Source organism: Mesorhizobium argentiipisi (SeqCode), from assembly GCF_037179585.1.
Classification (GTDB): Bacteria; Pseudomonadota; Alphaproteobacteria; order Rhizobiales; family Rhizobiaceae; genus Mesorhizobium; species Mesorhizobium argentiipisi.
The window spans coordinates 13,514-34,397 of sequence record NZ_JAPYKO010000012.1 but is presented as its reverse complement, the minus strand read 5'-3'; the positions used below and the strand labels follow the sequence as shown (position 1 = coordinate 34,397).

Annotated in this window: 18 protein-coding genes; 6 read left to right on the top strand and 12 right to left on the bottom strand. The window is 62.9% G+C overall.

The features are described from left to right. Window positions 1–4: 4 nt before the first annotated feature. Both O7A05_RS17750 and waaF read left to right on the top strand, forming a co-directional pair. Window positions 5–946 (top strand): glycosyltransferase, encoded by a 942-nt coding sequence (locus O7A05_RS17750; RefSeq protein ID WP_337094305.1) that lies wholly within the window; start codon window positions 5–7, stop codon window positions 944–946. 60 nt (window positions 947–1,006) lie between these two features. Further along, a complete protein-coding gene (gene waaF, locus O7A05_RS17745) occupies window positions 1,007–2,020 on the top strand; it encodes a lipopolysaccharide heptosyltransferase II (protein WP_337094304.1) in 1,014 nt (337 codons plus the stop codon). 10 nt (window positions 2,021–2,030) lie between these two features. Here waaF and O7A05_RS17740 read toward each other — a convergent pair whose 3' ends face one another. Together O7A05_RS17740 and O7A05_RS17735 are read right to left on the bottom strand one after the other, a co-directional pair. Next, the gene (locus O7A05_RS17740; RefSeq protein ID WP_337094303.1) at window positions 2,031–4,037 is read right to left on the bottom strand and encodes a hypothetical protein; all 2,007 of its coding nucleotides are present in this window, start codon (window positions 4,035–4,037) and stop codon (window positions 2,031–2,033) included. Next, window positions 4,034–5,545, bottom strand: coding sequence for an NAD(P)H-hydrate dehydratase (locus O7A05_RS17735; protein ID WP_337094439.1), 1,512 nt, complete (start codon window positions 5,543–5,545; stop codon window positions 4,034–4,036). Before O7A05_RS17735 ends, O7A05_RS17740 begins: the two co-directional genes overlap by 4 nt. 349 nt (window positions 5,546–5,894) lie before the next feature. Here O7A05_RS17735 and O7A05_RS17730 point away from each other — a divergent pair, with 349 nt between their 5' ends. Next, on the top strand, window positions 5,895–6,233 hold the full coding sequence (locus O7A05_RS17730; protein ID WP_018428041.1) for a P-II family nitrogen regulator: 339 nt from the start codon (window positions 5,895–5,897) through the stop codon (window positions 6,231–6,233). 43 nt (window positions 6,234–6,276) lie between these two features. Then, on the top strand, window positions 6,277–7,686 hold the full coding sequence (gene glnA / locus O7A05_RS17725; protein ID WP_224509847.1) for a type I glutamate--ammonia ligase: 1,410 nt from the start codon (window positions 6,277–6,279) through the stop codon (window positions 7,684–7,686). Window positions 7,687–7,866: 180 nt separating this feature from the next. Here glnA and O7A05_RS17720 read toward each other — a convergent pair whose 3' ends face one another. Beyond that, window positions 7,867–8,907 (bottom strand): glutamine synthetase beta-grasp domain-containing protein, encoded by a 1,041-nt coding sequence (locus tag O7A05_RS17720; RefSeq protein WP_337094302.1) that lies wholly within the window; start codon window positions 8,905–8,907, stop codon window positions 7,867–7,869. 310 nt (window positions 8,908–9,217) lie between these two features. Here O7A05_RS17720 and O7A05_RS17715 point away from each other — a divergent pair, with 310 nt between their 5' ends. Further along, window positions 9,218–9,409 carry a DUF2735 domain-containing protein gene (locus tag O7A05_RS17715; protein WP_337094301.1) on the top strand — a complete coding sequence of 64 codons (192 nt, stop codon included), beginning with the start codon at window positions 9,218–9,220 and terminating at the stop codon, window positions 9,407–9,409. A gap of 87 nt (window positions 9,410–9,496) precedes the next feature. Here O7A05_RS17715 and O7A05_RS17710 read toward each other — a convergent pair whose 3' ends face one another. The 7 genes from O7A05_RS17710 to O7A05_RS17680 all read right to left on the bottom strand — a co-directional run bounded on the left by O7A05_RS17710 (window position 9,497) and on the right by O7A05_RS17680 (window position 18,501). Further along, a complete protein-coding gene (locus O7A05_RS17710) occupies window positions 9,497–11,386 on the bottom strand; it encodes an MFS transporter (protein WP_337094300.1) in 1,890 nt (629 codons plus the stop codon). Between the two features lie 248 nt (window positions 11,387–11,634). Continuing rightward, window positions 11,635–12,426: an ATP12 family chaperone protein gene (locus O7A05_RS17705; RefSeq protein WP_337094299.1), complete on the bottom strand. Its 792-nt coding sequence runs from the start codon at window positions 12,424–12,426 to the stop codon at window positions 11,635–11,637. A gap of 103 nt (window positions 12,427–12,529) precedes the next feature. Continuing rightward, the gene (locus O7A05_RS17700; RefSeq protein ID WP_337094438.1) at window positions 12,530–13,405 is read right to left on the bottom strand and encodes a DMT family transporter; all 876 of its coding nucleotides are present in this window, start codon (window positions 13,403–13,405) and stop codon (window positions 12,530–12,532) included. A gap of 43 nt (window positions 13,406–13,448) precedes the next feature. Further along, window positions 13,449–14,429 carry an RluA family pseudouridine synthase gene (locus tag O7A05_RS17695; RefSeq protein ID WP_337094298.1) on the bottom strand — a complete coding sequence of 327 codons (981 nt, stop codon included), beginning with the start codon at window positions 14,427–14,429 and terminating at the stop codon, window positions 13,449–13,451. Between the two features lie 152 nt (window positions 14,430–14,581). Then, window positions 14,582–15,409, bottom strand: coding sequence for an aspartyl/asparaginyl beta-hydroxylase domain-containing protein (locus O7A05_RS17690; protein ID WP_337094297.1), 828 nt, complete (start codon window positions 15,407–15,409; stop codon window positions 14,582–14,584). 167 nt (window positions 15,410–15,576) lie between these two features. Next, complete coding sequence (locus tag O7A05_RS17685) at window positions 15,577–16,887, bottom strand: replication-associated recombination protein A (RefSeq protein WP_337094296.1); 1,311 nt, start codon at window positions 16,885–16,887, stop codon at window positions 15,577–15,579. A 126-nt stretch (window positions 16,888–17,013) separates the two neighbouring features. Continuing rightward, window positions 17,014–18,501 carry a DegQ family serine endoprotease gene (locus O7A05_RS17680; RefSeq protein ID WP_337094295.1) on the bottom strand — a complete coding sequence of 496 codons (1,488 nt, stop codon included), beginning with the start codon at window positions 18,499–18,501 and terminating at the stop codon, window positions 17,014–17,016. A gap of 135 nt (window positions 18,502–18,636) precedes the next feature. Between O7A05_RS17680 and O7A05_RS17675 the strand changes: the two genes are divergently transcribed. Then, the gene (locus O7A05_RS17675) at window positions 18,637–19,263 is read left to right on the top strand and encodes a hypothetical protein (RefSeq protein ID WP_337094294.1); all 627 of its coding nucleotides are present in this window, start codon (window positions 18,637–18,639) and stop codon (window positions 19,261–19,263) included. Between the two features lie 65 nt (window positions 19,264–19,328). Here O7A05_RS17675 and rplQ read toward each other — a convergent pair whose 3' ends face one another. Both rplQ and O7A05_RS17665 read right to left on the bottom strand, forming a co-directional pair. Then, on the bottom strand, window positions 19,329–19,760 hold the full coding sequence (gene rplQ / locus O7A05_RS17670) for a 50S ribosomal protein L17 (protein WP_337094293.1): 432 nt from the start codon (window positions 19,758–19,760) through the stop codon (window positions 19,329–19,331). 104 nt (window positions 19,761–19,864) lie between these two features. Continuing rightward, window positions 19,865–20,875 (bottom strand): DNA-directed RNA polymerase subunit alpha, encoded by a 1,011-nt coding sequence (locus tag O7A05_RS17665; protein ID WP_040983001.1) that lies wholly within the window; start codon window positions 20,873–20,875, stop codon window positions 19,865–19,867. Window positions 20,876–20,884: the final 9 nt, after the last annotated feature.

Sequence of the window (20,884 nt, the reverse complement as noted above, 5' to 3'; positions counted from 1 at the left end):
AGAAATGCGGATAACCCTTGCAGCCCAGAGCCTTATTCCAGCGAAGGGGTATGGCGGCACACAACGCCAGGTCGAATGGCTGATCACCGAGCTGGTCAGGCTCGGGCACCATGTGGTCCTGATCGCCGCGCCGGGATCATCGCATCCACTATGCGAGGTCAGGCATGCGATCAGCGATGCCGAATGCCGGGCGGCGATGCCACGCGATACGCAGATCGTCAACCTCCACGCCTGGAAGATCGAGGTCCCCTTTCCGACGCTCAACACCGAGCATGGCCATCTTCCGGATTATCCGCGGCCGCAGCCCAACTGGAACTTCCTCAGCGCCCGCCATGCCGAGCTGCATGGCCGCAAGACCTTCGTCTACAATGGTTTTCCGGTGGACGCCTATCGCCTGGCACCGTCGAAGAACGACCATCTGTTTTTCATGGCGGCCATCGCGCGGGCCGGAAAGGGGCTTAACCGGGCGGTGGACTTGGCGAAGAAATTCGACTTCACCCTCGATATCGCCGGCGGCTCGCGCTGGAAGCTGCTCGGCCGCAGCAAGACACGTCGCGAGGGCGTCTTTTTCAAGAGCCTTTCCGCCCGCTACCGCTTTCACGGCATGGTCGACGGCCAGGACAAATTGCGCCTGCTGGGTGAATCGAAGGCATTCCTCAACCCGATCTCCTGGGAGGAGCCGTTCGGCATGGCGCAGGTCGAGGCCATGCTGTGCGGCACGCCCGTGCTCACCACACCGCGCGGCGCGCTCGTGGAAACCGTCGATGCGGATACCGGCCGCTTCTTCGAGACCGACGAGGAGTTCGGGCGCGGTCTTGCCGAGATCGGAGGCCTGTCGGCGCAGCGATGCCGGCAGTCTGCCGCGGACAGGTTCCCGATCGAGAAAACGGCAAAAGCCTATCTTGAACTCTATGCCCGCATCCTTGATGGCGAAGCGCTTCCGTGACAAATCACCGTCACGCTCGCCATTGGCAGCGGCCGTTCCGGATCGAAAAGGTAGCGCCTGTTGCGTCCCATCCTCGTCTTCTGCTTGCCGGCGATCGGTGATTTCATCCGTTGCCATTCGGCAATCCGGATAGTTGCCGAGAAGTTCCCCGGGCATCCGATCGACGTCGCCACCTCGCCGCTTGCCGCGCCGCTGGCGCGGCTGATGCCGCATATCCGCAAGACCTGGATCGTTGAGAAGCACTGGAGGCCCGGGCTGAAAGAGCGCGCAGGTCTGGCGCGCGAAATCCGCAAGGAGAACTACCAGGCGGCCTATATGCTCACCAGCAGCACGAAGGCCGCGCTTGTGCCATGGCTGGCCGGCATACCGGAGCGTATCGGCTATCCGCGCGAATTCCAGTTCGGCATCATCAACCGCCTGCCCGCCGGCTGGCCGAAGAGCTTCGTGGCGTTCGGCCCGCGCAAGACGAGATTGTTCGAGCAAGTCTGCGCGATCGCGATGCTGGGCGAGAAGCCCGGCGATGACATGCGCCTGCCTGCGCCGCAAATGGTAGTTTCAGCCGAGGAACTTTCCGATTGGCGCGCCCGGCATGGAATTGATCCGGCGAGGCCGTCGCTGGCGCTCTACACCTCGGCTTTCAGCAATTTCCGTTCATGGCCGGCGGAGCGTTTTATCTCGGTAGCGAAGGATCACGCCCGGCGCGGCTGGTCGGTCTGGCTCATCGGCGGCCCGCGCGAACGCGAGGCCGCAGCCCAGATCCGGGCAGCGCTTCCGGAGGCGGTGGATTTCACATCGACGCCGCAACTGACCGACGCCATATGCCAGATCGCCGCCTCGACGGTCTTTCTTGGCGTCGATGGCGGGCTCTGTCATGCGGCCGCGGCCTTGGGCGGACCATGCGTGCTTATCTTCGGATCGAACCGCTCCTATGAGACCGGACCGGTGAACGACCAGGTGCGCTATCTCGAGCCGCCGATTTCGACGCCGAGCTGGGTCCAGGATACACGCGGTATCAGCGAGGAGCGCGTTCTTGCCGCTTTGGCCGACGCCGTGAGGCAGCCGCGCCCCAGCTAGGTTGCCTGACCTATTCCTCGGCTGCCGCGCCGAAGCCGGCGTCCATGCCGGCGCGCGCCGTGGTCGTCCACGGCGTGGCATGGTTGTCAATGCGCATCTGGAAGATGAAATAGGTCGGCGAGCAGAAGCCGATGCCCTTGACCTTGGCGGCGCCCGGCGTGTCCGGCGGCAGCGACTGGCACATATAGTCCTCGCGGCAGAAATGGTCGGCCGAGCAGGCTGGACGGTTGCCGAGGTTGACGGCGCCGCCCAAACATTGGTCGAAATTGTTGGTGGCCACGCAGATGTCGAACTTCTTGCCGCCGACCAGTCCGCAGATTTCGCTGGGCATGGGCTTGCCGGGCTTGAAGGCGGCGAAGGCGCGATCCTTGTCATCGCAGGCGCGATACGCGAAGCCGCCCGGAACGCCGATCTTCGGCGGCCGGCAGGTATAGGCGGTGCGCGAGATCGACGGCGCGGGAGCGGCGAACTGGCCGGTGATCTTGTAGCGATCGTTGAACGGCTGCGTCACGTTGCTGGCGATCGAGCCGGTGAGGCAGGGATGGCCCGAAAACATGGCGGGACTGTCTTTCGGCAGCAGGCATTGCGCCAGTTTGGTTCTTACTCCCGAAGCGGTGGCGATCGGTGTGCAGACCGTGCCGGCGCCGCATTGCCAGGTGCCGCCGAAGCGGCTTGCGTCTTCCGGCATCAGGCATGGCATCGCCTTTTCAGCCGGCGCATAGGCGGGCTCGCCGGTATCTTTCCAGGCGGCGGGCGGCGCGAAGGAGAGCGGGCGAAAACGATTGGGCTCCCTGCCCTCGGCGGTCGCCTTGAGCCACGCTTCGCGGCGCGGGATATCGGCGTGGAGATGCGGCGAGATACCGACTTCGATGCGGTTGAGCGGCGAGGTCGTGGCGTCGTCGAGACCGATGAAATGGAAGCCGGCGGTCGAGCCCGCCTGATGGCAGCCCTGGCAGGCACCGTTGTCGAGCCGCTCGACCAAACCGTCCGGCGTGCGTGCCAAGGAAAACTTCGAATAGTCGAGCCCGGCGAACTCCTTCGCGTCGAACAGCGGCGTGAACGGATGATTGGCTTGCCTTGCGCTGCCGAAGGTCGACCAGGAGATGACTTTTCGGGCGAGGAATTCATCCGGGATTTCGTAGACGCCGAGATCGACCGCCGCGGCATTGGCGCGAACATAGTCGGCAAGCCGCGCTTTCAGATCGGCGTCCTCAGCAAGCCTGGCCGTGTCCGGTGTGTTTTCCAGCGGCTTCTCGCCGACCGTCGCGCCATCGATGCTGAAGATGCGCATCAGGTAAGCGGCCTGGCCGCCGAACTCGGTTTCCTGGCCGGAAGGAAAGCGCACCACCTGCGCGTTGAGTTCGAGCTGCTTGAAAGATAGCGAGGCCTTTTCGAGCGGTCCGCCGGTCAGCCAACCGGCGTCGACCGTTTCGTCGATTTGCGGCGTCCAGCGGCCGGCAACGCCAATACAGCCGCCGTCGGCGTCCGGAGCGACGCGATATATGGCGCTGAAGTTGAACGGCAGGCGCGAGGCCAGTTGCTTGCCGTTCTTCCTGAAGCTGTAGGCTAGGCGATAGATGAACCGCACCTCGCCGCAGCTCGTCTCGGTGCCAAGCGCTGGGAAATCGCGCCGGTCGAGGCGGTTGACGACACCGACCAGACGGAATCGGGCGGCGTTCGTCTTCAGCCAGCGCATGTCGAGGATGCGGCCGACATTGCCGTCGGTGACTTCGTAGAGGGCACGGCCGCCCGCCTTCATGTCGGCGCGCAACGCGGCGACGTCGGCGGCCACCGTTTCGACGATGGCGTGATAGGCCGGTGCGGAGTCGTAGAGGGATTTCAGGTCGTCACTGCCGTCGACGCCGAAGAGGCCGGCGAAGCCGTATCCGTTGGCATCGAGCGCGGCGAGCACGCGAGGGTCGTCGACGATGGTGACTGGGCGACCGGCGGCGCGCGCCGCCTGTGTGGTGAAAGCCGCGAGGAGAACGACGGTGACAAGGAAGCCCAGCAGCTTCATTGGACAGCCGTCAGTTCGCGGAGGACCGGCACCATCGCCAGCGGCAGGTCTTCGGCAATCAAGCCCGGTCCGAATCGACTGCCGGCTTCGGCATGGATCCAGACTCCTGCGCAAGCCGCTTCGAAGGCCGGCATGCCTTGCGCCAGAAGCCCGACGATGAGGCCCGCCAGCACGTCGCCCGAACCGGCGGTTGCGAGCCAAGGCGCGCCATTGCTGTTGATCGCGGCGCGGCCGTCCGGCGAGGCGATCACGCTGTCGGCGCCCTTGTAGATGATCACGGCGTTGGCGCGCCGCGCGGCTTCGCGCGCCTTGGCCAGCTTCGACAAGGCCTTGTCGGCGGCAATGTCCGCAAACAGCCTGCCGAACTCACCCTCATGCGGCGTCATGATCAACGCCGGCGCGTCCGGTCTGGCGGCCGCCTCGAACAGTGTCGAGGCCGCGTTGCGAAAAGAGGTGATGCCGTCGGCATCGAGCACGAGGCCCTCGACGCCGCCGTCCTGGCGGTTTTTGGCGAGCACGGCGAGCGTGAAATCGCGTGCCTTGTCACCGATGCCGAAGCCGGGGCCGAGGACGAAAGCCGACGGCCGGCGATCCCCGATAAGGTCGTGCACGTCTTCGATCGCGTCGACCTTGCGCAGCATGATCGAGGTCAGATGCGCTGCGTTGACTTGCATGGCGTTCGCCGGCGACAGCACGGTGACGGCCCCTGCCCCGCTTCTTGCGGCCGCAAGCGCTGCGAGGCGCGCCGCACCGGTCGCGGATGGTCCGCCTGAAAAGACGCTTGCATGGCCGCGCTTGTACTTATGCGTGTCGACGGCGGGAGCGGGAAAGTTGGCGATCCAGAGCCCAGGCCGGTTCTCGAAGGCTTGCGGCGCAATCGCGTCGATGATCTCGTCACGAATGCCGATATCGACCAACACGATCTCGCCGCATCGCCCACGACCAGGCAGAAGCAGGTGCCCAGGCTTTTTTCGCGCGAAGGTCACCGTGAGCGCCGCGCTAAATGCGGAGCCGAGGATTTCGCCGCTTTCGCCGGAAACGCCCGAAGGCAGGTCGATCGCAACAACCGGCAGGTTCAGCCTGGTCACGGCGTCGACCGCGCCTTTGGCGTCGCCGGTGAGAGGCTTCGACAGGCCCGCGCCGTAGATCGCGTCGACAACCAGGGAGCCGGCTTCCGCGGTGAAGGCCGAAAGCGGGTGCCGCTCGAGAGCGCAATCCGCCGCCGCAAGTGCGGCGTCGCTGCCTGCCCGCGGTTTGCCCGATGTCCACAGGACCACATCGACGCCGGCGTCGGCCAGCAGCCGCGCCACGACATAGCCGTCGCCGCCATTGTTGCCGGGGCCGCACAGCACATGCACCCTCTTCGCGCCAGGGTAGCGCGCCAGCACGGCGGCAGCGACCGCCTCGCCGGCACGTTGCATCAAGCGATAGCCGTCGAGCGGCCCGGCCGCGATCGCCAGTCTGTCGGCCTCGGCCATTTCGGCCGGCGATAGAAGTTCATTGTGCATGGGATTGCCGATCTCCATGCGATCAAGCATTGTCCAGTTTTCGGTTCGAAGCAAACCAGCGCGATTGCGGTATTATCTTGCACATGCGGTCGCGTCCGAGAGGGGTTCTGCTTGCAAGTTGCGCTGTCTGCTCATTTTTTGCGCAGACGTGAGGAGGGGCGATGTATAGGGTTTGGGCGTCCATGACGCATCCGATGCAGCCGATGACGCGAATTTGCATCCGCGTGCGGCACGGGCTCGAAAACGCCCCTCACCGTCTGCACTCCTCAGGATTGGCACGCTTCGTGCTTGATGAAGGCGCAAGCGGGGCACACAACCCGTCTTCTTGGCAGTGGAGGCCACTTTTTACATGAAAAAGATCGAAGCGATCATCAAGCCATTCAAGCTGGACGAAGTGAAGGAAGCGCTTCAGGAGGCCGGACTCCAAGGCATCACCGTCACCGAAGCCAAGGGCTTCGGCCGCCAGAAGGGTCACACCGAGCTTTATCGCGGCGCCGAATATGTCGTCGACTTCCTGCCCAAGGTGAAGATCGAGGTGGTGCTCGGCGATGAGGCTGTCGAAGGCGCCATCGAGGCCATCCGCAAGGCGGCGCAGACCGGCCGCATCGGCGATGGAAAAATCTTCGTCTCAAACATAGAGGAAGTCGTGCGCATCCGCACCGGCGAGACCGGCATCGACGCCATCTGACCTTCAATCCATTCCAGACGTCATCACACAGGGAAGAAATGACATGACGACAGCCAAAGACATCATGAAGCAGATCAAGGACAACGACGTGAAGTTCGTCGACCTCCGCTTCACAGATCCGCGGGGCAAGCTGCAGCATGTGACGATGGATGTCGTCGAGGTCGAGGAAGACATGTTCGCCGACGGTGTCATGTTCGACGGCTCCTCGATCGCCGGCTGGAAGGCGATCAACGAGTCCGACATGGTGCTGATGCCCGACACCGACACCGTCCACATGGACCCGTTCTTCGCCCAGTCGACCATGGTTATCCTGTGCGACATCCTCGATCCGGTCTCGGGCGAGGCCTATAACCGCGATCCGCGCGGCACCGCCAAGAAGGCCGAAGCCTATATGAAGTCGGAAGGCATCGGCGACACGATCTATGTCGGCCCGGAGGCCGAGTTCTTCGTGTTCGACGACGTCAAGTACAAGGCCGATCCGTACAACACCGGCTTCCGTCTCGACTCGACCGAACTGCCGTCCAACGACGACACCGACTACGAGACCGGCAATCTTGGCCACCGCCCGCGCATCAAGGGCGGCTATTTCCCGGTGCCGCCGATCGACTCCTGCCAGGACATGCGTTCGGAAATGCTGACTGTGCTCGCCGAGATGGGCGTGCGGGTCGAAAAGCATCACCATGAGGTCGCCGCCGCCCAGCACGAGCTCGGCATCAAGTTCGACACGCTGGTGCGCAACGCCGACAAGATGCTGATCTACAAGTATGTCGTGCATCAGGTCGCCAACGCCTACGGCAAGACGGCCACCTTCATGCCGAAGCCGGTCTTCGGCGACAATGGCTCGGGCATGCATGTGCACCAGTCGATCTGGAAGGGCGGCAAGCCGACCTTCGCCGGCAACGAATATGCCGGCCTGTCGGAGAGCTGCCTCTACTACATCGGCGGCATCATCAAGCACGCCAAGGCGATCAACGCCTTCACCAATCCGCTCACCAACTCCTACAAGCGTCTGGTGCCGGGCTATGAGGCGCCGGTGCTGCTCGCCTATTCGGCGCGCAATCGTTCGGCTTCCTGCCGCATTCCGTTCGGCTCGTCGCCGAAGTCGAAGCGCGTCGAGGTCCGCTTCCCCGATCCGGGCGCGAACCCCTATCTCGGCTTCGCCGCCATGCTGATGGCCGGCCTCGACGGCATCAAGAACAAGATCCATCCGGGACAGCCGATGGACAAGGATCTTTACGACCTGCCGCCGAAGGAACTGAAGAAGATCCCGACCGTCTGCGGCTCGCTCCGCGAAGCGCTGCAGAGCCTCGACAAGGACCGCGGCTTCCTGAAGGCCGGCGGCGTCTTCGACGACGACCAGATCGACTCCTATATCGAGCTCAAGATGGCCGAGGTCATGCGCTTCGAAATGACCCCGCACCCGGTCGAGTACGACATGTACTATTCGGTCTAAGCCGCTACATTTTCGAAAAAAGAACCCCGGCAAAAATTTGCCGGGGTTCTTTTTGGCCACATGCATGGAAGCCGTAATCGGCTTGGCACGATGTTCATAGAAAAAGCCCCGGTAGTCTTTTTCCACCGGGGCTTTTTCGTCGATAGGCTGACTGCGGGCCGCAGCTCGCGCCGATAAGGATCAGGCCGCCGCCGAGACCTTCGCGTCGGTCGAAACCTGCGAGATCGTCTTCAGCACCTGCGAGGCGATCTGGTAGGGGTCGCCCTGCGAGTTCGGGCGACGATCTTCCAGGTAGCCCTTGTAGTCGTTCTTGACGAAGGAGTGCGGCACGCGGATCGAAGCGCCGCGGTCGGCGACGCCGTAGGAGAACTTGTTCCACGGCGCGGTCTCATGCTTGCCGGTCAGGCGCTTGTCGTTGTCCGGACCGTAGACGGCGATGTGATCCATCAGGTTCTTCTCGAACTGCGCCATCAGCGCCTCGAAATAGGCCTTGCCGCCAACTTCACGCATGTACTTGGTCGAGAAATTGCAGTGCATGCCCGAGCCGTTCCAGTCCGTGTCGCCGAGTGGCTTGCAGTGGAACTCGATGTCGATGCCGTATTTTTCGGTCAGGCGCAGCAGCAGGTAGCGCGCCATCCAGATCTGGTCGGCGGCCTTTTTGGAGCCCTTGCCGAAGATCTGGAATTCCCACTGGCCCTTGGCCACTTCGGCATTGATGCCTTCATGGTTGATGCCGGCGGCGAGGCAGAGATCGAGATGCTCCTCGACGATCTGGCGGGCGACGTCGCCGACATTCTTGTAGCCGACGCCGGTGTAATAGGGGCCCTGCGGGGCCGGATAGCCGCTCTCGGGGAAGCCAAGCGGACGGCCGTCCTTGTAGAAGAAATATTCCTGCTCGAAGCCGAACCAGGCGTCCTCGTCGTCGAGGATCGTCGCGCGGCTGTTCGATTCATGCGGGGTGACGCCATCGGGCATCATGACTTCGCACATGACCAGAATGCCGTTGGTGCGGGCCGGATCCGGATAAAGCGCGACCGGCTTCAGCACGCAATCGGAGCTGCGGCCCTCGGCCTGGTTCGTGGAGGAACCATCGAAGCCCCATAGCGGCAGCTGCTCGAGCGTCGGGAACTCGGCGAATTCCTTGATCTGGGTCTTGCCGCGCAGGTTGGGGACCGGTGTGTAGCCGTCCAGCCAGATATACTCGAGCTTGTATTTGGTCATTCTAGAGCCTCTCGTTGCTTGATCACCGCCAAATGGTGGCGACGCTCGGCCGGCTCGAGCCGGCCTGCCGACGGTCAAAAAGCAATTCGTATGCCACTCGGCCTTCGCGAGGTGCGGCAAAATGGTCATGGCAACGCGTTGATTTTGTTGAGCCGTCTCAGCAATGCGACTGGATCGTTCAGGCGCCGATTTTGCTTATAAATTAGGCATTTGCTGATCTTTTTGTAAGCATATTGCCTAAAGGAATCGCAGGGCATATTTTGATGGGAAGGTGAATCGGTACGCTCCTGAAAAGACGAGGAGATCGGCAATGCAAGTCACGCCATCGCGGCCGTCGGCAAAAGTCCTGCTGTTCCCGGTCGCAGCACGCAAGTCTGCCTCAAATTTAGGCGCCAAGGCCAAATTCTTGGCAGAACTTGCAGCACTTCGCGGCGAGCACGCCGACTTCGACGGCTGGTACCACGAAGCGGCGATTGAGGAAGAGAACCAGCGCAAGAGCTGAGCTGACCGCTTTCTCCAATTCGGCATGTAAAAAAAGCCCGGCGTGATCGCTCACGCCGGGCTTTCTGTCTGAACGGGATGACCGAGATCATTCCTTGGCGTGCAGGTCTGTGCCGAGCGTATCCCTGACGAAGATCATGCCGATGATAAGCGACATTGCCGCGATGATCACCGGGTACCAGAGACCGTAGTAGATATCGCCCTTGTAGGCGCTGAGCGCGAACACCGTTGCCGGCAGCAGGCCGCCGAACCAGCCATTGCCGATGTGGTAGGGCAGCGACATGCCGGTGTAGCGAATGCGGGTCGGGAACATCTCGACCAGGATGGCCGCGATCGGCCCATAGACCATGGTCACGAACAGCACCAGGATGAACAGGATGCCGATCGTGAGCGGCCAGTTTATGGCTGCCGGATCGGCAGTCATGGCGAACGGACCGCCGCCCGGGATGTTGTAGACGGTGACTTCGGGCGCGCCCGCCGCCTCGTCCTTGGTCAGCAGCTTGTCGGCGATCGCCTTGTCGACCGGAACCGTCGCCTTTTCGCCGCCGCGGATGGCCGCGGCATCGAGCTTGAGTTCGGGATTCGCCGCTATGAAGGCGTCGAGCTTCTGGTCCGGCACCTTGGCAGCGGCGCGCTTCAGCGGATAGCCGCCGTCCCGCAGCGACATGTTCACCGCTTTCTGGAAGGCCGCCTCCTTGGCCTTGGCCTGATCGCCAGCGGCAACGGCGTCATAGGACGCCACCGTCTCATTGCCGATCTTGACCGTGGCAGCCGTGCCGGGCGCCGCCGTCGCAACGACGTCGTAAGGCACCGAGTTCTTGGTCAGGAAGGACGTCGCGATATCACAGGATGTCGTGAACTTCGCCGTGCCGACCGGATTGAACTGGAACTTGCAGTCGCCGGGCGCCGCCGTCACCGTCGCGCGTGTGTTCTGCTGCGCGGTGGCCAGAGCCGGATTGGCGGCCCAGGTAAGCGCCTTGAACAGCGGGAAGGTGCAGACGATGCCGAGCGCGAGGCCGGCCATGATGATGGGCTTGCGGCCGATCTTGTCGGACAGCCAGCCAAACACGACGAAGAAGATCGAGCCGACGGCAAGCGCGATAGCGATCATGACGTTGACCGACCATGCGTCGACCTTCAGCACGTTCTGCAGGAAGAACAGGGCGTAGAACTGCCCGTTGTACCAGATCACGGCCTGGCCGGCGGTGAGGCCGAGCAGCGCCAGAAGGGCGATCTTGGCGTTTTTCCACTGACCGAAAGCTTCCGTTAGCGGCGCCTTGGAGCCCCTGCCTTCCTCCTTCATGCGCTGGAAGGTCGGCGACTCCGAAAGCGACAGCCGGATCCAGATCGAGATGGCGAGCAGTAAAAACGAGACGATGAAGGGGATGCGCCAACCCCAACTGGCGTAGGTCTCCTTGCTGAGCGAGCCCTGGACGATCAGGATGACGATCAGCGACAGGAACAGGCCGAGCGTCGCCGTGGTCTGGATCCAGGAGGTGTAATAGCCGCGTCGGTCGTCCGGTGCGTGTTCGGCGACATAGGTCGCGGCACCGCCATACTCGCCGCCAAGCGCAAGGCCCTGGAGCATGCGCAGCGCGATCAGGATCACGGGTGCCGCAATGCCCCAGCTGGCATAGCCGGGCAGCAGGCCGACCAGGAATGTGGACAGGCCCATGATCGTCATGGTTACGAGGAAGGTGTATTTGCGGCCGACGAGATCGCCGATCCGGCCGAACACGAGCGCGCCGAACGGACGGACAAGGAAGCCGGCGGCAAAGGCCAGCAGCGCGAAGATATTGCGCGTCGCTTCCGGGATCGCCGGGCTGAAAAAAGTCGAGCCGATGAAGGCTGCCAGCGAGCCGTAGAGATAGAAATCATACCACTCGAAAACGGTGCCAAGCGAGGAGGCGAAGATGACCTTCTTCTCCTCCCGCGTCATGCCGCGGCTGGTTCCGCCGGCGGTCGAAGCCATTGCCATTGATGTATCCTCCCGTGAGATCCCGTCTGTCCTCGATGGCTGCGCGCCATCGTCCGCGTTCCTCCGAATGCGGACTCGAAAACGCGGCCAAGGAAGGAAAAATGACAGAAAGGGCGGGCGAAAGGCACCGCGACGATGGGATTATGACTTTGGTATTAGGTGCACTGCGAAAGCGGCGCGACGCTTGGAGTGGCTCAGCTTTGCGCAATTCTTGAGCAGAAAGCCGCTGCCCACCTCCTGAAATTGCTTTAGCCTTGCAGCGCCTCGAGCAGGCTGACCGCCGCCATCATGTCGCGCTTGCGGGCCGAGCGACGCGCCACCGCCTCGGCATCCTGTCCCCAATGCTCGATCTGCCAGTCCTCGTCGACATGGGCCGCCGCCCAAGCTTCCTCGGCGTCGAGCTCGCCGAAATCGACGGCCAAAGCCAGCAGCGCCGAGCCGGTCAGCGCCGTCATGACATGGATGGCGGCCAGCCGCATCGGCGTGGAGCGTTGGCCAAGATGCGCGCCGAGGACGGCGATGGTTTCGCGCGGTTGCTCGACATGGATGACGCCTTCGGCAAGATTGAAGCGCGCGCCGAGGCTGCTGCGTGCCCAGTCGAGCACCGGATCCCAGAGTTTGTTCTGGCGATCGACCAGTCCCTGCGGACCCTCGGCCCGGTAGCACAAAAGATCGGACGAGGCGAAGCGCAGCACGTCCTCCAGCACCGCCTGCGGGTCGGAGGCGACGCCGTCGATGGCGGTGTTGACGAGGCGCATGACGGGCATCGTCACCGGATCGATGACCTCGGTCTGCGCGCTGAATTCATCGGCCACAAGTGCGGCGGCCTTTTCGGTCGGCAGCACCAGCACGGCCTTGCCCGGCGTGCGCACCGGCAGTCCGTCGAGATGGATGGCAAAACCGTTCTCCACGGGAGCCACCGAAACGACCTTGTAGAAACGCTTCGGCAGCGGCGTCTTCATCTGGATCTGGGCGCGGCGCACGGGATCGGGATCGGACAGCAATTTTCCGGCTTCGAGGTCTTCGAGGAAGTCGCGCATGCCGAACTCCTTAAAGCAATTCCGGGAAAAGTGTGAAGCGGTTTTCCGTCCGGAATTGCGCCAAAACAAAGAGATAGATCAGCTTGCCGGTCGGCGAGCCGATCTATGGTGTTGGCTGCCTGCGCGCCGGTCGGTTGACGATGATCAGGCCGGCGGCAATCAGGCCGAGCGCCAGGATTATCCTGACCGTCGGCGGCTCGCCCAACAGTACCGCGCCGCACAGGACGCCGAACACCGGCGACAGGAAGGCGAAGCTCGACAGACTTGCCGCCGGATAGCGCGTGAGCAGCCAGAACCACAACACATAGGTGAAGGCGACGATATAGAAAGACTGGAACAGCAGCGCCAGTGTCGGCAAGGCGGCAATCGCGCGGATCGGCGGACCGGCGAAAGGCATCACCAGGACACCAACGACGGCGGCGCCGGCCAGCTGATAGAGCAGCAGTTTCTCCGCGCTCGTCTCGAGCAGCTTCGATCGCTTGATGACGATGCTGGTCGCCGCCCAGAGAATGCCCGAGCCGAGACTGAGCAGATCGCCGGTCAGTGTCGCGTCGCTGCCGGCAGCGATGCCGTCGGAGAAAACCGCCGCCAGGCCGCAGAAGGCGAGAACAAGCCCACCGAGCTTGCGCGCGTTGATGCGCTCGCCAAGCAGGAAATGTCCGCCGATCAGCACCCAGAACGGCATGGTGTTGACCAGGAGCGTGTTGCGGGCAACGGTCGTGTATTCGAGCCCGATATAGAGGCAGAGGAACTCGACGCCGAAGAGCACGCCGACGATGATGCCGGCGGCCAGCGTCCCGTCCGCTTCGAAGAGCTTGATGCCGCGCAGCCGGCACCAGGCGAATACGCAGGCTCCCCCGATGAGCGAACGTGCGATCGAGACGAAGACAGGGTCGTAGCCAGCGTATGAGACCTTGGCGGCGACGTAGTTCAGGCCCCAAGAAAAGGTCAGCCCGACCATGATGGCTGCGGCCGCCATGTCGACCGCATCGCGGCGATCCAACGCGGGGGCGACAGCCAAGTCAGTCCTCCGCGCTTTGGTCGTCGAAGCCGATCAGGTTCCAGCTCTGGCGCATATGCGGCGGCATCGGCGCCGTCACGTCGATCACACCCTGGTCGGGATGCGGGATGACAATGCGGCGGGCATGCAGGTGCAGGCGGTTTTGAATGCCGCCCGGGAAATCCCAGTTGGTATCGGCCTCGAAATATTTGGGGTCGCCAATGATCGGGCAACCTATGTAGGCGGCGTGAACGCGAAGCTGGTGAGTGCGGCCGGTATAGGGCTCCATCTCCAGCCAGGTCATCGTCTGCGCCGCTTGCTCGATGACACGGTAATAGGAGACGGCGTGGTCGGCGCCCTTCTCGCCATGCGCGGCCACGCGCACGCGGTCGCCATCCTCCGTCGGCTCCTTGATCAGCCAGGTCGAGATCTTGTCCTCGCGCTTGGGCGGCACACCCTTGACCAGCGCCCAGTAGGTTTTCTTGGTTTCGCGCGCGCGGAACGCTTCCGAAAGCTTCATCGCGGCAAGACGGGTGCGGGCAACCACCAGCACGCCGGACGTGTCGCGGTCGAGGCGATGGACGAGGCGGGGCTTCTCGCCCTTCTGGTTGCGCCAGGCTTCCAGCATGTCGTCGACATTGCGGGTAACGCCGGAGCCGCCCTGCACGGCAAGGCCGGCGGGCTTGTTGAAGACGAAGACTTTCGGGTCCTCGTGCAGAAGCATCTTGGCGAGCACATCGGCATCGCCTTGATTGCGGATCGAGTGGCCGGTGAGCGGCGCATCGCCCTTCTTGTCGACGTCGAGCGGCGGAACGCGGACAGACTGGCCGGGCTCGACGCGCGTGTCGGCCTTGACCCGGCCGCCGTCGACGCGGATCTGCCCCGAACGCAACAGCTTTTGCAGGTGGCCGAAGCCGAGGCCCGGGTAATGCACCTTGAACCAGCGGTCGAGCCGCATGCCCGCCTCGCCGGCCTCAACCGTGATCTGTTCAACACCTGCCATGGCTACGCTTTTCCGTTTGAAAGCGGGGCCATAGCACTAAGGCAGGCATTGTGCGAGCCAAAGACCCAACAAAGCGCGACGATTACCCCAAGCGCAGACATCCGAGGTTCGGCCGCACGCCGGCCGAACCACAGATTGAAGAAGCGCCGTGATCAGTTGGCGGCGGCCTTCGGCTTGGACGAGCCGATCATCTTCCAGTTCTTGTAGAAGATGGAATTGATGCGCTCCACGCTGACCGAGACGATGGCGAGAAGGCCCGCGATCAGTTTTGGGAACGGAGACGGCCGGATGATGTCGACGAAGACGCAGTAGCGGCGGCCGTCATATTCGTTGACCGAGCGGTGGAACAGCGTGTCGTCGAAGATGAACAAAGGGTTGTCGTACCAGTAGTTCTTCTTGCTGCCGCACTGAACGAAGATCTCCGCCTGCACCGGAATCAGATTGTAGAGGATGCGCAGGCTGAGCCGGAGCGGACCGAAATGCCAGGACGTGGATTCGCGCTTGCTGAAAACGGATACCGCGATCGTCTTGATGTATTTGTAATCCCTGTTGAATTCGGGAACGTTGTCGATCTTGTGCTTGCCGTACCACTGGTAGACATACATGCCGCGCCGGCCGGCGCCGAAATTGGCGTCGATGTCGGCGATGATCTCGTCCTTGCGCGCCTTGAAGACGTCCAGCACCTCATTGATCTCGCGCTGATAGTCCTCAGGAAACTGCTCTGGTTTCCAGACGCCGGGATTGCGGTAGCAGAGAAGGTCGACGATCAGGTTGAACGGCGACAACAGCCAGGTGAACAGGCCGTTGCCGAGGAAGTAACGCTCGAACAGGTTCCGGTCCTTCTGGTCGTTGCGCATGACATCGATCAGGCCGCAGACGACCCAGATGGCGGTCAGGATCGGTATGAAATAGAAGGCGAGCGCGAGAACTACGACGGCGATGGCGGCCTTGCGGAGCGTCTTGACGGTTTGCTTTGTCATTGTCATTCGCGCGGGAGCGCGATCCTGTTCCACGGGACAAAATCACGGCGACCCCCGCCAGCCGTGCGTCTTGATAGGATTTTTTGTTTCCCCGCACAATGCCGCAACAGGTGTGGTCCACCATGGCGTGGCTTCGCGACGAAGCGTGCCGACCGCGAGGGCGGAACTCAGCTGTTCCGTTCGCTGCGCAGCTTCGCCCAGTATTCCAGCCGCTTGCGGATATCGCGCTCGAAACCGCGTTCCGGCGGATCGTAGAAAGTGTGCCGGCCCATCTTCTCCGGAAAATAGTCCTGGCCTGAAAATGCGTCCGGCTGGTCATGGTCGTAGCGGTAGCCGGCGCCGTAATCCTCCTGCTTCATCAGCTTGGTCGGCGCATTGAGGATGTGCTTGGGCGGCAGCAGCGAGCCGAACTCCTTGGCCGCCGCGGTCGCAGCCTTGAAGGCGGTATAGACGGCGTTCGATTTCGGCGCCGTGGCCAGATAGACGGCGGCCTGGGCGAAGGCGAGCTCGCCCTCGGGCGAGCCAAGATAGTCATAGGCGTCCTTGGCCGCATTGGCGACGACAAGCGCCTGAGGATCGGCGAGCCCGATATCCTCTATCGCCATGCGCACCAGCCGGCGGCCAAGATAGAGCGGATCCTCGCCGGCATCGAACATGCGGGCAAGATAATAGAGCGCCGCATCCGGATCGGAGCCGCGCACCGATTTATGCAACGCCGAGATCAGATTGTAATGGCCGTCCTGGCCCTTGTCGTAGATCGGCGCTCGGCGCTGGATGACGCGTTGCAGGCCTTCCGGGCCGAACACCTCGCCCTTCTTTGCGGCGCGCCAGACTTCCTCGGCCAGCGTCAGCGAGGCGCGGCCGTCGCCATCCGCCATGCGGATCAGCATCGCGCGCGCCTCTTCGTCGAGCGGCAGCGCCCTGCCCTCGGTCTCTTCCGCCCGGGCCAGAAGCTTGGCGATGCTTTCCTCGCCCAGCGAACGGAACACCAGCACGCGCGCTCGCGACAGAAGTGCTGCATTGAGCTCAAAGGACGGGTTCTCCGTGGTGGCGCCGACCAGCACCACCGTGCCGTCTTCCATCACCGGCAAAAAACCGTCCTGCTGGGCGCGGTTAAAGCGATGGATCTCGTCGACGAAGAGCAGCGTCTGGCGGCCGTTGGAGTGCCTCAGCTTCGCCGCCTCGAACACTTTCTTGAGGTCCGCGACACCGGAAAACACGGCAGAGATCTGCTCGAAGGCAAGGTTGGTCTCGCCCGCGAGCAGCCGCGCCACCGTCGTCTTGCCGGTGCCGGGCGGACCCCAGAAGATCATCGAGCCGAGCGAGCCGGAATCGATCAGCCTGGTCAGCGCGCCGTCCGGGCCGGTCAGATGTTCCTGGCCGACGACCTCGCCGAGGTTTTTCGGGCGCAGCCGATCGGCCAGCGGCCGCCCGGGCGGCGCCTTTTCCGGCTCATCGGAACTGAACAGATCGGCCATGCAAGTCTTTTGGTTGAAACGCGATTCCGCTCTTTTGAGAGCATGATCTTGTCCGCGAACACCGGTTCCCGCTTTTTGCTACGCGGGCCTTCGGTTCGGGATCATGCCTTAAATGGGCAGATCGCCTCAATAACGCAACACCTGGCGCAGTATCTGCCCGCCGCGCTCGACGGTAAAGCGCCACCAGCGCGTGTCCTGCTGGGCAACCTGCGCCAGCGTTGCCGCGGTCTCGATGGTGGTGCCGTTCACCTCGCGCACGATATCGCCCGGCTGGAAGCCGAAATCGGCGGCCGGCGAATCGCGGCTGATATCGATGACGGTGACGCCCTTGAGATCGGTGCGAAGGCCAAGCCGCTGGGCAAGCCTGGGCGAAAGCTCCGCGACCTTGGCGCCGGAAAAGGGACTGCGGCCACGCAGAGTGACCTCACTGGGCTTGGCGCCTTCCGGCGCGCGCTCCAGCGGGATTTCCAGCGTCGCCTGCTGCCCCTTGCTCAGCACGACGAAGGTTGCCTTGGTGCCGATCGACAGCGTCGCCATGCGATAGTCGAGCGCCTCGATGCTGTCGACCGGGGTGTTGTTGAGCGACAGGATGACGTCGCCGGGCTTCAGGCCGGCCTTGCCGGCCGGGCCGGAACCTTCGACCGATGAAACCAACGCACCGGTCGGCTTCTCCATGCTGAGCGATTCGGCGATCTGCGGCGTCACCATTTCGAACTCGGCGCCGATATAGGGCCGCTCGAAGAAGTCGAGCCCGGCCTTGGCGGCGTCCGCAAAGGCGCGCACCATGTTCGAAGGAATGGCGAAGCCGATGCCGATCGAGCCGCCGCTGCGGCTGTAGATCGCCGTGTTGATGCCGACCAGCTGACCGCCCATGTTGATCAGCGCGCCACCCGAATTGCCGGGATTGATGGCCGCATCGGTCTGGATGAAATAGCCCGAATCCGAAACGCCGATATGGCTGCGGGCAAGCGCCGAGACGATGCCGCTGGTAGTGGTCTGGCCGACGCCGAACGGGTTGCCGATGGCGAGCACCAGGTCGCCGACCTCGAGCGCGTCGGAATCACCGATGGCTATCACCGGGAATGGCTTGTCGGCCGAGATCTTGAGCACGGCGAGATCGAGCGTCTCGTCCTTGAGCATGACCTTGGAGGTGAATTCGCGTCCGTCGGCGGTCGCGACCTTCACCTCGTCGGCGTCCTTGATGACGTGGAAGTTGGTGACGATGACGCCGCTCGGATCGACCAGAACGCCGGAGCCCAGCGAGGACTGCGCGCGCGGCTGGGCGCGGCCGAAGAATTCCTCGAAGAAGGGATCGCCCTCGAAAGGCGACGTCACCTTGGCGGTCTGCGAGGCATAGACATTGACGACGGCCGGGGCCGTCTGCTTGACCAGCGGCGCAAAGGAGAGTTGCACCTCCTCGCGGCCGAACGGCACGCGCTTGTCAGGTCCGGACGTGCCGTTCTCGCCTTCGACGCCATGCAACAGGTCCGTCAGCACATCGGAGAGGCCCGGATCGGCCGGCTTGGCGGCATCCTCGGCAAAAGCCTGTCTTGGGGCCGGTGCCGCGGCGAAGACGGCCAGCGCGGCAACAAGAAACACTCGTTTGAGGTGCATTTTCGAATCCCTCCAGATCGGGCGCCATTGTCTCGACGAATGTGCAGAATGAAAGGCTAATGCGATGAAATCGAATTATTTTCAGCCAGTAACCGGCTATACCTGCATCTGCAATCAGGTACGGTCGTCAGCTTCATGAAAAAACAGGTCGCCTCCTTCCGCGATTTCCTGACGACCGGCGCCTTGGGACCGGTGTCGCCCGACATGAGGCTTATCGAGGTTGCGCAGGCACTCGGCTCACCTGACGGGTGGAATATCAACGAAGGCGACCCAATTCCGGTCTACTGGTTCTTCGGCAAGCTGGAGGTTTCGTTCGACAGCATCGCACCATACTCGATGAATTGGTTTCAGATCGAGGGAGCATCACAGCTTGAGGGTGAATTTGAACCTTTGACCAGGCAGCTAAAGGTCTCGTTAGATGGATTCAGCGGCGCAACGAGGCCGTCTGAATTCCTTGCAGCGGGTCTTTGGGATTCTGCGCAAGCGTCCGTCTACTACGCGGCGCTAAGCGACGACATCCTGCTGAACATTTGTGCCGCCGGCATCCAGATCCATTTCCAGGTCGACACGTCTTTCATCGGCGATCGCGACGCGACTAAATATTTGAGCAAGTCGACCGTGCTCCAGCTTGTCCGGGATATCGATCCCCGAACGAAAGTTGATAGCATCTACTCCTGTCCGCGGAAGGCCACCGAAGAGTTGCCTGGAGTGTTCAATTGGCATCTCGTGACCGGCCGGGACTATCTGGCCCTGGTCCGATAGTTTGCAAGCAGACGAATGCAAAAGGGGCCCGTGGGCCCCTTCAAGTCATGATGAGAACGCGGGCCTCAGGCGGCCGCGGTTTCCTCATTGGCAGTTTCCGCCTCGATGCGGGCGCGGTCGGCGGCGCCCTTGGCCGAGGTGTCGCGGTCGACGAATTCGATCACCGCCATCGCGGCGTTGTCGCCCTTGCGGAAGCCCGCCTTCATGATGCGCAGATAGCCGCCGTTGCGCTCAGCGTAACGCGGCGCAAGCGTGTCGAACAGGCGCTTCACGACCAGCTCGTTGCCGATCTGGGCGATGACCTGACGACGGGCGTGCAGGTCGCCGCGCTTGCCGAGCGTGACGAGCTTCTCGACGATCGGACGCAGGTCCTTCGCCTTCGGCAGAGTGGTGACGATCTGCTCGTGCTCGATCAGAGACACGGCGAGATTGGCGAACATCGACTTGCGGTGGCTTACGCTGCGGGCGAAGCGACGGCCTTTGAAACCGTGGCGCATGGCTCTTTTCCTTTTTCAGTTGTTCAAGAGGCCACGGCCTCTGATGGTTTTCCGCATGACCGTCGGATCGAGCGGCTCTCGCCGCCGATCCTTGGAATTCATGCTCAATATTGGTCTTCGTAACGCTTGGCGAGGTCTTCGATGTTTTCCGGCGGCCAGTCCGGCACTTCCATGCCGAGGTGCAGGCCCATGGCTGCCAGCACTTCCTTGATCTCGTTCAGCGACTTGCGGCCGAAGTTTGGGGTGCGCAGCATCTCGGCTTCGGTCTTCTGGATCAGGTCGCCGATATAGACGATGTTGTCGTTCTTCAGGCAGTTGGCCGAACGCACCGAAAGCTCGAGCTCGTCGACCTTCTTGAGCAGCGCCGGGTTGAAGGCGAGCTCGGTGACGGCTTCGGCGGCGACTTCCTTCTGCGGCTCGTCGAAATTGACGAACAGCGCGAGCTGGTCCTGCAGGATGCGAGCGGCGAACGCGACCGCGTCCTCGCCCGAGATCGAGCCGTTGGTCTCGATGGTCATGGTCAGCTTGTCATAGTCGAGCACCTGGCCCTCGCGGGTGTTCTCGACCTTGTAGGAGACCTTCTTGACCGGCGAGTAGAGGCTGTCGACCGGGATCAGGCCGATCGGCGCGTCCTCGGCGCGGTTGCGCTCGGCCGGGACATAGCCCTTGCCGGTGTCGACGGTGAACTCCATGCGGATCTCGGCGCCCTCGTCCAGCGTGCAGATGACGTGGTCGGGGTTGAGGATCTCGACGTCGCCCACGGTCTGGATGTCGCCGGCGAGCACGGCGCCCGGGCCCTGCTTGCGCACGACCATGCGCTTGGGACCATCGCCTTCCATGCGGATGGCGATTTCCTTGATGTTGAGCACGATGTCGGTCACGTCCTCGCGCACGCCGGCGATGGACGAGAATTCATGCAGCACGCCGTCGATCTGCACGGCGGTAACAGCCGCGCCCCGCAGCGAAGACAGAAGCACGCGCCGCAGCGCGTTGCCCAGCGTGAGGCCGAAGCCGCGCTCGAGCGGCTCGGCCACCAGCGTGGTCAGCGTCTTCTTCTTCGACGAGAACTCGATCTTGTTCGGCTTGATCAGTTCCTGCCAGTTTTTCTGGATCATAAATATCTT